Source organism: Actibacterium sp. 188UL27-1 (assembly GCF_016901225.1).
Taxonomy (GTDB): Bacteria; Pseudomonadota; Alphaproteobacteria; order Rhodobacterales; family Rhodobacteraceae; genus 188UL27-1.
The window spans coordinates 25,153-39,981 of the sequence record NZ_JAFEUL010000023.1 but is presented as its reverse complement, the minus strand read 5'-3'; the positions used below and the strand labels follow the sequence as shown (position 1 = coordinate 39,981).

Genomic DNA, 14,829 nt, shown 5'->3' with positions numbered 1-14,829 from the left:
CAATGGCACGTGATCGTCGCGCTCCCAAGCGCAAGGAACGCAAGAACATCGCCGCCGGTGTGGCGCATGTGAACAGCTCGTTCAACAACACCAAGATCCTGATCTCTGACGTTCAGGGCAACGCAATTGCCTGGTCCTCGGCTGGAACAATGGGTTTCAAAGGATCGCGGAAATCCACACCCTATGCGGCCCAGATGGCGGCAGAGGATGCGGGCAAGAAAGCTGCGGAACACGGCGTCAAGACGTTGGAAGTTGAAGTTCAAGGTCCGGGTTCTGGCCGCGAAAGCGCCCTGCGTGCCCTGGCGGCTGTCGGCTTCAACATCACGTCTATTCGCGACGTGACACCGATTGCCCATAATGGCTGCCGCCCGCCAAAGCGCCGCCGCGTCTGATTTTGCGTGACCGCCGGACTGCGTGCCCCCGCGCGCAGACCGGTCTTTCGATTCTTGAACCTCGGGCGTTCGCGGACCACGGACATGGGTCCCGGACTGGTATGGAGGCACTACATGATCCATAAGAACTGGCAGGAACTGATCAAACCGACGCAGCTGGATGTGAAGCCGGGCAATGACCCTGCACGACAGGCCACGGCAATTGCGGAACCGCTGGAGCGTGGCTTTGGCCTGACGCTGGGCAACGCGCTGCGGCGCGTTTTGTTGTCCTCGCTTCAGGGGGCCGCCATCACCAGCGTCCAGATCGATAACGTCCTGCACGAGTTCTCCTCGGTGGCTGGTGTGCGTGAAGACGTCACCGACATCGTTCTGAACCTCAAAGGCGTCGCGATCCGCATGGATGTCGATGGCCCCAAGCGGCTGTCGATTTCCGCCAAGGGTCCCGGTGTCGTCAAGGCTGGCGATATCTCGGACAGCGCGGGTATCGAGGTGCTCAACCGCGATCATGTCATCTGTCACTTGGATGATGGCGCTGACCTTTACGTTGAGCTGACCGTGAATACTGGCAAGGGCTACGTTGCCGCCGACAAGAACCGGCCCGAAGACGCGCCGATCGGTTTGATCCCGATCGATGCGATCTATTCGCCGGTCAAGAAGGTCAGTTATGACGTACAGCCCACCCGTGAAGGTCAGGTGTTGGACTATGACAAGCTGACGCTCAAGATCGAAACCGATGGATCGGTCACACCGGATGACGCGCTCGCCTATGCCGCGCGGATTCTGCAGGATCAGCTGTCGATCTTCGTGAACTTCGACGAGCCTGAATCGGCCACGCGCCAGGACGAGGATGACGGTCTGGAATTCAACCCGCTTCTTCTCAAGAAGGTGGACGAGTTGGAACTGTCGGTGCGTTCGGCCAACTGTCTGAAGAACGACAATATCGTGTATATTGGCGATCTCATCCAGAAGACCGAGGCCGAGATGCTGCGCACGCCCAACTTCGGCCGGAAATCCTTGAACGAGATCAAGGAGGTCCTGTCTGGTATGGGTCTGCATTTGGGTATGGATGTCGAGGAATGGCCGCCCGAGAATATCGAGGATCTGGCCAAGAAGTTCGAAGATCAATTCTAAGCAACCGGTGGGCAGATTGCCCACCCTACGGCCGGGCCAAAGGTTAACGCTTCGTGGCCCCACCGACCAAATCGTATGTATGGGATATGCATGCCGTATGCATGGAATGTGCCTCCCAAACACATGGGCAATCCCGCCCCAATAGGAGAGCGGCTGACACGCATCAGACCGCCGGACAAAGTATCAAATCGGAGTAAGAAACATGCGTCACGCCCGCGGATATCGCCGCCTGAACCGCACCCATGAACACCGCAAAGCGCTGTTCGCCAATATGGCCGGCTCGCTCATCGAACATGAACAGATCAAGACGACCTTGCCCAAGGCAAAGGAGCTCAAGCGTGTGATTGAAAAGCTGGTAACCCTCGGAAAACGCGGTGATTTGCACGCCCGACGCCAGGCTGCGGCGCGTTTGAAGCAAGACGCCCACGTTACCAAGTTGTTCGAGGTTCTGGGCCCTCGCTATGCCGAACGCCAAGGCGGCTACGTCCGCGTCCTGAAGGCTGGTTTCCGCTACGGTGACATGGCCCCCATGGCCATCATCGAGTTCGTTGAGCGGGACATCGACGCCAAAGGCGCCGGCGATAAAGCGCGTCTAGCTGCCGAAGACGCCGCTGAGTTGGGGTGACAACCTGTTGAATTCAAATATTTTTGCCTCTGGCGGGGATATTTCGAAACACATAATGAAGGGCCTGCCTTGTGTGGGCCTTTTTGGTCTTTAGGCTTTCGGCATGGCTGACTTGTTTGATACGGGCGGGGTGGTGGAGGTCAAGGGGCGGCGCCCCCTCGCTGACCGGTTGCGGCCGCGGCTCCTGTCTGACGTGATCGGACAGGACCACCTGTTGGGGGAGGATGGTCCACTGGGGGCGATGCTGGCCTCCGGCAACCTGTCTTCGCTTATCCTGTGGGGGCCGCCCGGTGTTGGGAAAACCACCATTGCCAGGCTGTTAGCCGATCAGACAGAGCTGACATTTATCCAGATCAGCGCGATTTTCACAGGTGTCCCGGACCTGCGCAAAGTGTTTGAGGCCGCCAAGATCCGCCGCGCGAACGGGCAAGGGACGCTCCTTTTCGTGGACGAGATCCACAGGTTCAACAAGGCTCAGCAGGATGGCTTCCTGCCCCATATGGAGGATGGCACGATCCTGTTAATGGGGGCGACGACCGAAAACCCGTCATTCGAATTGAACGCCGCGGTGCTGAGCCGGTCACAGGTTTTGGTGCTGGAGAGGTTGGATGAGACGGCGTTGGACCGGATCATGGAGCGGGCCGAGGCGGAGCTGGAGGTGATGTTACCCTTGACTCCGGAGGCCAGGATCACCTTGCGTGACATGGCTGACGGGGATGGGCGGGCGCTGCTCAATCTGGTGGAACAGGTCGCGGGTTGGAACCTCGCCGAACCGATTGATACCAAAGGTCTGGGGGCTCGGCTCACCCGGCGGGCCGCGCAATACGATAAGTCAGGTGATCAGCACTACAATCTGATCTCGGCCCTTCATAAATCTGTCAGGGGATCCGACCCGGATGCGGCGTTGTATTGGTTTGCGCGCATGTTAACCGGTGGTGAAGATCCCCGATATCTGGCCCGGCGGATCACCCGGATGGCGGTGGAGGATATCGGGTTGGCTGATCCGCAGGCACAATCGCTTTGCGTGCAGGCCTGGGAAACCTATGAACGACTGGGCTCACCAGAGGGGGAATTGGCCCTGGCGCAGGCCGTGACTTACCTCGCACTGGCCCCGAAATCGAACGCGACCTATGTGGCCTATAAGGGGGCGATGGCGTTGGCCAAGAAAACCGGATCAGAGCCTCCACCGAAGCATATCCTGAATGCCCCGACCACCATGATGAAAGATCAGGGTTATGGCACAGGTTATGACTATGACCACGATGCCAAGGATGGCTTTTCCGGTCAGAATTACTTCCCCGATGGCGTCCTGCGCCCCAATCTGTACGATCCGGTCGATCGTGGTTTTGAACGCGATCTGCGCAAGAGACTGGATTACTTTGCCAAACTTCGGGCCCGGCGGCAGGGTAGTTGACAACGCCCCCGGCGCGGGAAAGACAGCGCCCATGAACATATTGCTTGTGGCTTTGGGCGGCGCGTTAGGCGCTGTGTTGCGATATCTGACGACGCTGGCCGTGGCGTTCCCCTTTGGCACGCTGACGGTGAACGTTGTGGGATCTTTCCTCATGGGGGTCTTTCTCGTCCTTCTGGCTGAACGAGGATTGGACCGTTGGATCCCGCTGGTCATGTCGGGCATATTGGGCGGCTTTACGACATTTTCGGCCTTTTCGCTCGATACGATACGGCTGTTTGAAGATGGCAGACCAATGGAGGCCGGGGCCTATGCCATCGGCACTGTTCTATTGTCGTTGATCGCGATTTTTGCAGCCATCATGCTGACCCGGGCCTTGACCGTATGAGTGGGGTGCAAACGCTGACTGTTGCGACCGGCGAAGGGGACCAGCGGATTGACCGATGGTTGCGCCGCCGTTTTCCGCATCTGGGCCAGGGCCGGATCGAAAAGATGTGCCGCAAGGGGGAGTTGCGGGTGGATGGCGCGCGCGTCAAATCCTCGACCCGCGTTGAAGAGGGGCAAGCGGTGCGTGTGCCGCCGTTGCCAGAGCCCGGAGATGTCACGGCTGGGCCGAAACCCGACATATCGGATGCAGATGCCAAGATGATGCAAGCGGCCGTTTTGTACCGGGACGAGCACCTAATCGCCCTGAACAAACCGTCGGGCCTGCCAAGCCAGGGAGGAAGCAAACAGACCCGCCATGTGGACGGGCTGGCCGAGGCGTTGCGCTTCGGTTTCGATGATAAGCCGCGTCTTGTGCACCGGTTGGATAAGGACACGTCGGGCATCTTGTTGCTGGCGCGCAGTCGGGCCAGTGCCGCGGCTTTGAGTGATGCATTTCGGGCGCGGGAGACGCGCAAGATCTATTGGGCCGCTGTTGCCGGTGTGCCGCAGCCCCGCATGGGGACAATTCGCTTTGGCCTGGTCAAGGCGCCGGGCCATGGTGCGGGCGGCGAGGGCGAAAAGATGCGCTGCATCCATCCGAGCGATGTGGATGCCACGCCGGATGCAAAACGGGCCACGACCGATTATGCGATCCTATCGGCCTTGGGCGGGCGGGTCAGTTGGGCGGCTCTTGTGCCGGTCACCGGCCGGACCCACCAGTTGCGCGCCCACATGGCAGAGATCGGGCATCCGGTCATTGGTGACGGCAAATACGGAGGTGCGGGGCAGGAGAATCTGGGCGACGGCTGGGGGGCCGGCCTGGGTGGGGCTTTGTCGCGCAAATTGCACCTGCATGCCCGCAGCCTGACCCTGACCCATCCGGTCACCGGGGCGCGCCTGAACCTAGTCGCGCCCTTGCCCGATCACATGGCCCGCACCTGGAAGACGTTGGACTGGAAGGCTGCCGATGTGCCTGCGGACCCGTTTGAGGATGTGGAATGACCGCCCCTTTGCACCTTGTGATATTCGACGTCGACGGCACGCTGATCGACAGCCAGGGCCAGATCATTTCTTCGATGGAGGCCGCCTTTGAAGCGGTTCACCTGCCTGTGCCATCACCTGATCAGGTTCGCGAGATCATCGGTTTGTCCCTGTCGGTCGCCATGCAGCGTCTGGCCCCGGGCCGCCCGGCACAGATCCATGCCGATCTGGTGGAGAGCTATAAAGCAAGTTTCACCCAGCTGTTGCAGCAGCCCGATGCGGGCGATCATGTGCGATTGTTCCCCGGTGCTCGCGATCAGGTCACGGCTTTGAGTATGCAAGACGATATGCTGCTTGGTATCGCGACTGGTAAATCGCGTCGCGGGTTGGATCGCGTTTTACGGGTGCATGGATGGGAGAGGCTGTTTGTTACGCAGCAGGTCGCGGATCATCACCCGTCAAAGCCGCATCCCTCCATGGTAGAAACGGCTTTGAACGAAACCGGTGTCGCCATCAACTGTGCCGTGATGATCGGGGATACCACGTTTGATATTCAGATGGGGCGTGCGGCGGGTGTTGCGACCATCGGTGTCGCCTGGGGTTATCACGACGTAGCTGCTTTACATGATGCCGGAGCCGATATGGTTATTGACAGCTTCGATGCCCTGCCAGACGCTCTAGGCGGGGTATGGGATAGGTTAGATGAGTGAATGGACCCTCAAACGTTTTTGGTCGGCAGCGTCAATTGATGCGACCGAAGGCGGCTGGCAGATCCTGTTGGACAGCAAACCGGTACACACACCGGCCAAATCCCCCCTCATTGTGCCATCGCGTGCCTTGGCCGAGGCGATCGCCGTGGAATGGGACGCACAGGACGAAGCCGTTGATCCGCTATCCATGCCATTGACCCGATCAGCCAATGCAGCAATCGACAAGGTGACACCGCAATTTGACGAGGTGATCGCCTTGATCGCCGAATATGGCGGGGCTGATCAATTGTGCTACCGGGCCGAGGGGCCGGATGCGTTGATTCAGCGCCAGGCAGAGGCTTGGGACCCATTGCTGGATTGGGCGGCGTCTGGTCTGAAGGCACCGCTGGCTATGACCACCGGCGTGATGCACACGCCCCAACCGGCCAATAGTCTGCAGGCGCTGGGGGCGCGGGTTCGGGCGCTCAGCCCGTTTGAAGTGACCGCGTTGCATGATTTGGTGGGATTATCGGGGTCATTGATTATTGGTTTGGCCGTTCTGGATGAGGTCTTGCCGGCGGAGGAGTTGTGGCGTCGGTCTCGCATCGATGAGACCTGGCAGCAGGAGCAATGGGGTATTGATGAAGAGGCGACAGCGGCCGCCGCCACGAAGCGCGAAGACTTCCTGCATGCGGTTCGATTCATTGGGCTCGTGCGTCGATGCGACTAAAAACAGGTCAATGCGGAATTACCGCGCTTATCTTAACGTCAACACCAAACCATTAAGAAAATCCGTCTTGGAATGCGGCATAACTTCCCCAGCGCCCTTGACCTGCAACCCTGAATTTGTCCAAGTTACGTCACTCGGAAAGCGCTGGAGCGTTTTTGAAATTCAACGCATGCACAATGAATGTGTGTTTGGTTCGGGGCGGAAGACCTGCGGACCTATCAGGAAGAGGTAAACATGAACAAATCCGTATTCTTTGGCGCGCTGACGGTAGCCGGCCTTGCTGTTGGCGCTGCAGCCGCCGGTACGCTGGATGACGTCAAGGCGCGCGGCAAGCTGAACTGTGGTGTGACCACGGGTTTGATCGGCTTTGCTGCACCCGATGCGAACGGCGAATGGAAAGGGTTTGACGTCGCTGTCTGTCGGGCCGTTGCAGCCGCCGCTTTGGGAGATCCGGCTGCTGTGGAATTCGTGCCCACGACCGGCAAGACCCGGTTCACGGCGCTTGCTTCGGGTGAGATCGATATGCTGGCACGCAACACTACCTGGACATTCAGCCGTGACGTGGATCTGAAATTCACGTTCGTGGGCGTCAATTACTATGACGGTCAGGGTTTCATGGTGCCGCGTGAATTGGGCGTGTCGTCGGCCAAGGAACTGGACGGGGCAACCGTCTGCATCCAGACAGGCACCACGACCGAACTGAACCTGGCCGATTTCTTCCGCTCGAACAATATCGAGTATGAACCCGTCCCGATCGAGACCAACGCCGAGGCGCAGCAGCAGTATCTGGCCGGTGCCTGTGACGTCTACACCACGGATGCATCCGGGCTGGCCGCGACCCGTGCCGCCTTTGAGGATCCCTCGGCCCATATCGTTCTTCCTGAGATCGTCTCGAAAGAGCCGTTGGGCCCGCTTGTGCGCCATGGCGACGATGAATGGGGCGACGTGGTCCGCTGGACGCTGAACGCTCTGATCACGGCGGAAGAGTTGGGCGTTACCTCGACCAATGTTGGTGAGATGTCAGCCTCTGCCGGAGACAACCCTGAAATCAACCGCCTGTTGGGTACCGAGGGTACGCTGGGCGAGATGCTCGGCCTCGACGCTGGCTGGGCCTCCGCGGCGATCACCGCCGGGGGCAACTATGGTGAGATCTTTGAGCGCAATATCGGTGAGTCCACACCGATCGGTCTGTCACGGGGGCTCAACGCCCAGTGGACAGATGGTGGCCTGATCTACTCCCCACCGTTCCGGTAAGGACGCTGGGATCGAAGGGCGCGGGTCATTCCGCGCCCTTCGTCCATTTAAGGCGCACTGCGGAGCGCCAACCAAAATCCTTACGACCAGAATAACACGCTATATTGCACCAATAAACATCCGGGCCATGCGCAAGAGCGGCACAAGTCGCCAGTGGAAGGGAAGCCCGGGGAGCCTCAGGGAAGGCACTCATGACCACACTGACCGACCCCCCGCTGGAGTCGTTCCGTCTGTCGATGCTGTTCAACGACACGCGGTACCGATCCTTTACCTTTCAGGCCATAGCGCTGGTTTTGCTGGTCTTTGCCATCGGGTATCTGACCAGCAATTTGTTGGCCAACTTGCGCGCCCAAGGGTTGCAGCTGGGCTTCAATTTTCTGAGCGAACCCGCCGGTTATGACATCAATCAGCGCCTGATCGACTACACAAGTCAATCGAGCCATGCGCGTGCTGCCATTGTTGGAGTCTTAAACACCCTATTGGTGGCCGCTTTGGCCTGTCTGATGGCCACGGTCTTTGGGGTGGCCGCTGGCGTTTTGCGCCTGTCGAAGAACTGGCTCATCTCGAAACTGATGGCGTTCTATGTCGAGATCTTTCGCAATATTCCGGTCCTGATCTGGATCATCATCATCTTCACCATCATGACCGCCGTAATGCCCGGTCCAAGATCATATCTGGGCGAGGATCCGGAGAGCAATCTGTTGCTAGGTCTTTTCGCGTTTACCAATCGGGGGATCTACGGGCCTGCGCCGATCTGGGGCGCTGGGTCTGGTGTTGTGATCGCCGTTTTTGTCGCCTCGATCATAGGTATATTTGCCTATCGCCGCTATGCGAAACACGTGCTGTACAGCAGTGGTCAGATGCTGCCGACGGGTTGGCCAACATTGGCTCTGCTCATTCTGCCTACGGTTTTGGCGTTCTTTATGATGGGTCAACCGATTGGGTTGGATCTGCCCGATCCGCTGGCTAATCGGTTTAATCTGCGGGGCGGGACCCAAATTGGTGCGCCCCTTATCGCGTTATGGTTTGCGCTGTCGATTTACACCGGCGCCTTCATCGCAGAGAATGTGCGCGCCGGTATTCAGGCCGTGTCCAAGGGCCAAACCGAGGCTGCAAGTGCCCTGGGTTTGCGCCCAAACCGGACTATGAATTTGGTTGTTCTGCCTCAGGCCCTGCGGGTGATCATCCCGCCGCTCATCTCGCAATATCTCAACATCACCAAGAACTCCTCACTCGCGATTGTCGTGGGATATGCGGATATCACTGCCACACTGGGCGGGATCACACTGAACCAGACAGGGCGCGCGATTGAATGCGTTTTGTTGCTGATGCTCTTCTACCTGACAATTTCGCTGTCAATTTCGGCCGTCATGAATGTTTACAACAATTCTGTCGCCTTAAAGGAGCGTTGATCGATGTCCGATACTCAACAACACTCCGTCGCGTTTGTCCGAACCGAGGCCATACCGGAAAGGGAGCCGCCCTATACGGCTTCTGGCCCGCTGAAGTGGATGAAGGACAATCTGTTTGCCACGCCGTTCAATGGCATACTGACCATTGTCGCAGTGTATCTCATCTACATGATCCTCTCGTCCGCCTTGCCATGGATGCTGAACGGCATCTGGACGACGTCCAGCCTTGCGGAATGTCGGACCGTGCTTGATGGGGCGGTCGGGGCCTGCTTTTCTGTCCTGACCGAACGTTGGAACCAGTTGTTGTTCGGGTTCAAATATCCCAGCGAGTTGTATTGGCGCCCTGGTCTGGCCTTCATGTTGCTTTTCGTTGCGATTGCACCCGTTCTATTCTTTGATCTACCTCGCAAGTTGCTGATCTTCACAGGGCTTTACCCCTTCATCGCCTATTACCTCGTCTGGGGTGGCGCGATTGGCGTGCCTCTGGTGGCGCTTGCCGGCTGTGTTGCGGGCGCTGTTTTCTACCAGAGTTTTGTGGCGCGCAATTTTGCATTGGGCTTCCTGGGCGGGGTCATAGCCGCTTTTGTCACCTGGTACATTGGTGGTCTGTTCATACCTGACGGGGCCAACAACACGGCTTGGATGCGCGCAGTGCCCAGCCGCGATCTTGGAGGGTTTATGCTCAACATGATGTTGGGTGTGACCTGCGTGTCATTATCGCTGCCGTTGGGGATCGCGTTGGCACTGGGCCGCCAGTCCAGCATGCCGTTGATCAAAGTGATCTGCGTCGTCTTCATCGAATTCATCCGGGGTGTTCCGCTGATTACACTTCTGTTTGTCGCATCGGTGATGCTGGCATATTTCTTTCCGCCTGACTCCACGGTGGATCTGTTCTTGCGCGTGGTGATTATGATCACCGTCTTCTCGGCCGCGTATATTGCGGAAGTGATCCGGGGCGGTCTCGCCGCTTTGCCGAAGGGTCAATACGAGGGCGCGGACAGTCTGGGCTTGGACTATGCCCAGGCGACACGGCTGATCATCCTGCCCCAGGCGCTCAAGATCTCCATACCGGGGATCGTCAACGTCGCCGTGGGGTTGTTCAAGGATACCACGTTGGTCTCGGTCATTTCGATGTTCGACCTCGTGGGCATGATCCGCGGGCCGATATTGGCATCGACCGCGTGGAACGGCGTCTATTGGGAATTGCTGGGCTTTGCGGCGGTTCTGTTCTTCGTCGTCTGTTACGGAATTTCGCAATACTCGCAATGGTTGGAACGTCGCCTTGCGACCGATCACAGATAGGAGGCCCTGTTCATGGCCATGACTGAAAACATGGGCACGTCGCCCGTCGAAATGAAGGTATCGGACGAGGTCGCCATCTCGATCCAGGGGATGAACAAATGGTACGGCACATTCCACGTGCTGCGGGACATTGACCTGACCGTGTATGAGGGGGAGCGGATCGTGATCTGCGGCCCCTCGGGTTCTGGCAAATCGACATTGATCCGCTGCATTAACGCGCTGGAAGAGCACCAGGCGGGTTCGATCACAGTGGATGGCACCCTGCTGTCGTCGGATCTGAAAAACATCGACAAGATCCGGTCAGAGGTCGGGATGTGCTTTCAGCATTTCAACCTGTTCCCGCATCTGACGATCCTTGAGAATTGCACGCTGGCCCCGATTTGGGTGCGCAAGACGCCCAAGAAAGAAGCCGAAGAGACGGCGATGCATTTTCTGACCAAGGTGAAGATCCCTGATCAAGCGAACAAGTATCCCGGCCAGTTGTCTGGTGGTCAGCAACAGCGGGTCGCCATCGCCCGGTCCCTGTGCATGAAACCCCGGATCATGCTGTTTGACGAACCGACATCGGCCCTTGATCCCGAGATGATCAAGGAGGTTCTGGATACGATGATCGCCCTGGCTGAAGAAGGCATGACCATGCTGTGCGTGACACACGAGATGGGTTTTGCCCGGCAAGTCGCCAATCGCGTCATCTTTATGGATGCGGGCCAGATCGTGGAGCAGAACGAGCCCGAGGAATTCTTCAACAACCCCAAATCTGACCGGACACAATTGTTCCTCAGCCAGATCCTGGGGCACTGATCGTTAAAACTGTGGGGCCGTGGCCTTGGGTTCAAAGGTTGTCTGAACCTTTGCCCAATATTGCGTACCACTCTTGCGGTCGTAGGAGCGCGGTGTGGACAGGATTGTGACCCTCGTATCGGGATAGACCACACCTCTGGTCGTGACCTCTTCGTAATACCCGTCCTGAACGGGTGCTGGAAAATTCGCGCGGAGATTGACCGTCTTGCGGAGCGTCAGTGTCCTGTCCACCAGATCATCGGGGCTGGGCAGGTCCGCCAATCCATCCACCGTAGCATCGCTCCAGGTGCCGTTTTCGTATCTGCCAAGCCAGATCACCCCTTCTCCATTGATCTGTTCGCTGCGCAGGATCGGCTTTGTCACGGCACCTTGTTCCGTAGGCAATTCACGGATTTGGCTCCCACTTAGCGCGGTTGGGGCTGGGCTATCGGCATTTTCCGCCAGAACAATCAGATCTTCACGCAGCTTTTCCACGGTATCGCGCAGGTTGGCGATCTCTTCATCGTTGGTCTCGACCACGGCCGTTACCTGTTTGATCGAAACATCTTGGCCGAACAATTTGTTCACTTCGACCTGGAACCCCAGGCGGCCTGCAAGTATTAGTAGAAGCAGGATAGAAACGCCCAACAATGACCATTTCAATGCAAATTCGATCGGCCGCATGAGCCATGCAAATGGACGGGGCGGCGGCGTCTCTTTCGGAGCGGTTTCAGCCATGTCGAAACTCCCAAAATATCGTTCAAAATATCTAGGAGGCGTATCAGATTCGGAGGTACTTTCGAAACACCTTGCCGCTTAAGTCAGAGCTCTTTTGGAATGACAAACGAAATGACGTTGCCTGATCCGGGGCCGATCTGATCCCAGCTTTCTATCTCAAGGGTGAACACCGTCGTCGCACCGGTCGGGTAGTCGTGGAAACGGGGATGGGGGTCGCCGGGTTTTGCCAACAGGCCAGCCAGGGCGCCGATACCGGGATTATGCCCGATCAGCATCACCGATGCCGCAGATTGCCGGCCTATCAGATCCAGCATATTGTCTTCGGTTGCGTGATATAGGGATCGTTTAAGGGTTGGCGCGACGGATAGGTTCAGATGGTCTGCCGTCTCCTGCGTGCGCCGCGCGGTGGAGCACAAGATCACATCGGGCCGGAGCTGTCGGCTGGCCATCCAACGCCCCAGCGCCTCGGCGTTACCCTCCCCCCGGCCATTGAGCGGGCGGTCATGGTCGTCAAGTTGCACGTCTGACCAACTGGACTTGGCGTGACGCATGAGGATCAATTGCTTGGTCATGACACGAAGGCTTCCATGTGAAAGGCGGATTGGGCGGAGCTTCGTGGCCAGGTCTGGCTGACGGGGCAGGCGGCTCTTACGGCACATCCCTGGGATCGACATGGCAGCCCCTGATCCGAAGTGACGAACGCCTTGCACGCTGGCACGTCATAGCCCGCCGCTGTGAGTGCTAAAACCGGGCAGGCGGCCTCGCAAGGCTTGTCCGCGCATGTTGCGCAGGGTGACGTCGGAGGTTCGGCCAAGGTGATCATGTACGGCAGTGCCAGCGCGCCCCGGAACGAGATCCACAGACCTTGAACATTGTGGACCAATAGCCCAATCGGGGATGACCAAATCTGCCCGGTTCGGGTGGCCCAGCCCAGAAAAGGCCAATGCGGTGGGCCACCGAATGGATAAAGCGCGCGGGCCTGGGTGACGTCCGCAACATCATCGATCACCCGGCGTGACCACCGATCAAGCGGATCGGGCAGGCCGTCTGACCATTCCGGCGCGCTGCTGACATGGGTCCAAAAGCCCGGCTCTTGCGGGGCGAGCAATAGCAACGTTTTTGTTCCCGCAGGCAGATGATCATCATCCATTGTCGGGTGAAAGCCACCTGCGATCTGAAGATGCGAGGCGCTGGGCGCGACCGTCACCGCCTGTGCGTCCATGCTCAGCTTGAAACCCGCGATGGAATGATCAAGGAACCAGCCCCATGGTCGGTGAACAGCTCCAGCAGGCAGGCATTGGGTGCGCGGCCATCCAAGATCACCACGGCGCGCACCCCGTTTTGAATGGCGGACAGCGCCGTTTCGGTTTTGGGGATCATCCCGCCTGCGATCACCCCTTCGGCTGTCAGATGTTCGACATGTTCCGGGGTCAGTTCTGTCACGACCTGACCATCGGCGTTCTTGACGCCTGCCACATCGGTTAGAAGCAAGAGCCGGTCCGCTTTGAGTGCGGCGGCGATGGCTCCTGCGGCCGTATCGCCGTTGATATTAAAGGTCTCGCCTTCGCGCCCAGTGCCGATGGGAGCGACGACCGGAATGATCCCCGCGCCATGCATCTGGTGAAGAACGTCCGGCGTGACCTTTACCGGATCCCCGACAAAGCCCAATGCAGGATCGGCAGGGTCGCAAACGATCATGTTGGCGTCCTTTCCTGAAAGCCCCACGGCACGCCCACCTTCCTGGTTGATGGCCTGGACGATGCGTTTGTTGACCCTCCCGGACAACACCATCTCAACCACTTCTATTGTGGCTGCGTCTGTGACACGCTTGCCTTTCACGAATGTGCTGTCCAGGTTCAGACGATCCAGCATGCCGTTGATCATTGGGCCGCCGCCATGGACGATAACGGGGCGGATACCAACCTGGCTCATCAATACGATATCGCGGGCGAAGTCGGACATCGCGGCATCATTGCCCATGGCATTGCCACCAAACTTGATCACGACAATGGCCCCGTCATAGCGCTGCAGGTAAGGCAGGGCCTGTGAAAGTGTGCGGGCGGTGGCGATCCAGTCGCGGTTCATGGCTGTTTGCTGCTTCACGTCATGTCTCCTGACCTTTGGGTGTACGCGGCGGGTTCGCCGGTGCCAAGGGCCCGATTGCGTCTGCGGGAGGCTTGGGTAAGCTAAGCGAGAATTGAGGGCCAGATGGACGATTCCCCCCGCCAGAAAACGTTGCTGTTGACCGGTGCCAGCCGCGGCATCGGCCACGCGACGGTCAAAACCTTTTCTGCCGCGGGATGGCGCGTGCTGACGTGTTCACGCCAGCCTTTCGATGATCGGTGTCCCTGGCCGGGAGGAGAGGGCAATCATGTCCAGATCGATCTGGCGGACCCGAACAACACCATAGCCGCCTTGGAAGCCATCCGCGACAAGCTGGGGGGCACGCTTGATGCGCTGGTTAACAATGCCGGGATCTCGCCAAAGGGGCAGGATGGCGCACGGCTCAACACGCTCGACACAGATCTGCGCACGTGGGGTCATGTGTTTCACGTCAATTTTTTTGCGCCCGTGGTGCTGGCTCGCGGGTTAAAGACAGAGCTCGCCGCCGCCAAAGGGGCGGTGGTCAATGTGACCTCGATCGCAGGCAGCCGGGTCCATCCCTTTGCAGGGGCCGCCTATGCCACATCAAAGGCCGCGCTAGTGGCCCTGACGCGGGAAATGGCCCATGACTTTGGTCCCTTGGGTGTCCGGGTCAACGCGATTGCACCGGGAGAGATCGAGACCTCAATCCTGAGTCCCGGCACCGACAAGATCGTGGAAACCCTGCCACTGCGCCGTCTTGGACAACCTGCGGAGGTTGCGGATGTCATTCTGTTTTTATGCTCCAGCGCCTCGACCTATGTCACTGGGACCGAGATTGAGGTGAATGCTGGCCAGCATGTTTGACAGCGAAAA

17 protein-coding genes are annotated in these 14,829 nt (G+C 58.6%); 13 read left to right on the top strand and 4 right to left on the bottom strand.

What is annotated here, in order from left to right; all coding sequences use genetic code 11:
* Positions 1–2 precede the first annotated feature (2 nt).
* The 12 genes from rpsK to IU397_RS20555 all read left to right on the top strand — a co-directional run bounded on the left by rpsK (position 3) and on the right by IU397_RS20555 (position 11,154).
* The gene (rpsK, locus tag IU397_RS20610; protein WP_204417303.1) at positions 3–392 is read left to right on the top strand and encodes a 30S ribosomal protein S11; all 390 of its coding nucleotides are present in this window, start codon (positions 3–5) and stop codon (positions 390–392) included.
* A 114-nt stretch (positions 393–506) separates the two neighbouring features.
* Entirely contained in the window at positions 507–1,523 is a 1,017-nt protein-coding gene (locus IU397_RS20605; RefSeq protein ID WP_204417301.1) for a DNA-directed RNA polymerase subunit alpha, read from the top strand.
* 202 nt (positions 1,524–1,725) lie between these two features.
* On the top strand, positions 1,726–2,148 hold the full coding sequence (gene rplQ / locus IU397_RS20600) for a 50S ribosomal protein L17 (RefSeq protein WP_204417300.1): 423 nt from the start codon (positions 1,726–1,728) through the stop codon (positions 2,146–2,148).
* A 103-nt stretch (positions 2,149–2,251) separates the two neighbouring features.
* Positions 2,252–3,562, top strand: a complete 1,311-nt coding sequence (locus tag IU397_RS20595; protein WP_204417299.1) for a replication-associated recombination protein A — start codon at positions 2,252–2,254, stop codon at positions 3,560–3,562.
* Between the two features lie 31 nt (positions 3,563–3,593).
* Positions 3,594–3,947, top strand: coding sequence for a CrcB family protein (locus IU397_RS20590; protein WP_204417298.1), 354 nt, complete (start codon positions 3,594–3,596; stop codon positions 3,945–3,947).
* Entirely contained in the window at positions 3,944–4,987 is a 1,044-nt protein-coding gene (locus IU397_RS20585) for an RluA family pseudouridine synthase (RefSeq protein ID WP_204417297.1), read from the top strand. The genes IU397_RS20590 and IU397_RS20585 overlap by 4 nt, the downstream gene beginning before the upstream one ends.
* Positions 4,984–5,676 carry an HAD-IA family hydrolase gene (locus IU397_RS20580; RefSeq protein WP_204417296.1) on the top strand — a complete coding sequence of 231 codons (693 nt, stop codon included), beginning with the start codon at positions 4,984–4,986 and terminating at the stop codon, positions 5,674–5,676. The genes IU397_RS20585 and IU397_RS20580 overlap by 4 nt, the downstream gene beginning before the upstream one ends.
* Positions 5,669–6,385: an ATP12 family chaperone protein gene (locus tag IU397_RS20575; RefSeq protein ID WP_204417295.1), complete on the top strand. Its 717-nt coding sequence runs from the start codon at positions 5,669–5,671 to the stop codon at positions 6,383–6,385. The genes IU397_RS20580 and IU397_RS20575 overlap by 8 nt, the downstream gene beginning before the upstream one ends.
* A 234-nt stretch (positions 6,386–6,619) precedes the next feature.
* Positions 6,620–7,639 (top strand): amino acid ABC transporter substrate-binding protein, encoded by a 1,020-nt coding sequence (locus IU397_RS20570; RefSeq protein ID WP_204417294.1) that lies wholly within the window; start codon positions 6,620–6,622, stop codon positions 7,637–7,639.
* 191 nt (positions 7,640–7,830) lie between these two features.
* Positions 7,831–9,051, top strand: coding sequence for an amino acid ABC transporter permease (locus tag IU397_RS20565; RefSeq protein WP_204417292.1), 1,221 nt, complete (start codon positions 7,831–7,833; stop codon positions 9,049–9,051).
* A 3-nt stretch (positions 9,052–9,054) separates the two neighbouring features.
* Positions 9,055–10,353: an amino acid ABC transporter permease gene (locus IU397_RS20560; protein WP_204417290.1), complete on the top strand. Its 1,299-nt coding sequence runs from the start codon at positions 9,055–9,057 to the stop codon at positions 10,351–10,353.
* A 51-nt stretch (positions 10,354–10,404) separates the two neighbouring features.
* A complete protein-coding gene (locus tag IU397_RS20555) occupies positions 10,405–11,154 on the top strand; it encodes an amino acid ABC transporter ATP-binding protein (RefSeq protein ID WP_204417352.1) in 750 nt (249 codons plus the stop codon).
* A 3-nt stretch (positions 11,155–11,157) separates the two neighbouring features.
* Here the strand turns inward: IU397_RS20555 and IU397_RS20550 are convergent, their stop codons facing one another.
* From IU397_RS20550 to argB, 4 genes are all read right to left on the bottom strand, one after another.
* The gene (locus IU397_RS20550) at positions 11,158–11,871 is read right to left on the bottom strand and encodes a hypothetical protein (protein WP_204417288.1); all 714 of its coding nucleotides are present in this window, start codon (positions 11,869–11,871) and stop codon (positions 11,158–11,160) included.
* Positions 11,872–11,954: 83 nt separating this feature from the next.
* Positions 11,955–12,443: a histidine phosphatase family protein gene (locus tag IU397_RS20545; RefSeq protein ID WP_204417287.1), complete on the bottom strand. Its 489-nt coding sequence runs from the start codon at positions 12,441–12,443 to the stop codon at positions 11,955–11,957.
* Positions 12,440–13,093 carry a ferredoxin gene (locus IU397_RS20540; protein WP_204417286.1) on the bottom strand — a complete coding sequence of 218 codons (654 nt, stop codon included), beginning with the start codon at positions 13,091–13,093 and terminating at the stop codon, positions 12,440–12,442. The genes IU397_RS20545 and IU397_RS20540 overlap by 4 nt, the downstream gene beginning before the upstream one ends.
* Before the next feature lie 2 nt (positions 13,094–13,095).
* The gene (gene argB / locus IU397_RS20535) at positions 13,096–13,956 is read right to left on the bottom strand and encodes an acetylglutamate kinase (RefSeq protein WP_204417351.1); all 861 of its coding nucleotides are present in this window, start codon (positions 13,954–13,956) and stop codon (positions 13,096–13,098) included.
* Between the two features lie 123 nt (positions 13,957–14,079).
* On the opposite strand from argB, the gene IU397_RS20530 reads away from it, so the two are divergent.
* Positions 14,080–14,820 (top strand): SDR family NAD(P)-dependent oxidoreductase, encoded by a 741-nt coding sequence (locus IU397_RS20530; protein WP_204417285.1) that lies wholly within the window; start codon positions 14,080–14,082, stop codon positions 14,818–14,820.
* The last annotated feature ends 9 nt before the right edge of the window (positions 14,821–14,829 follow it).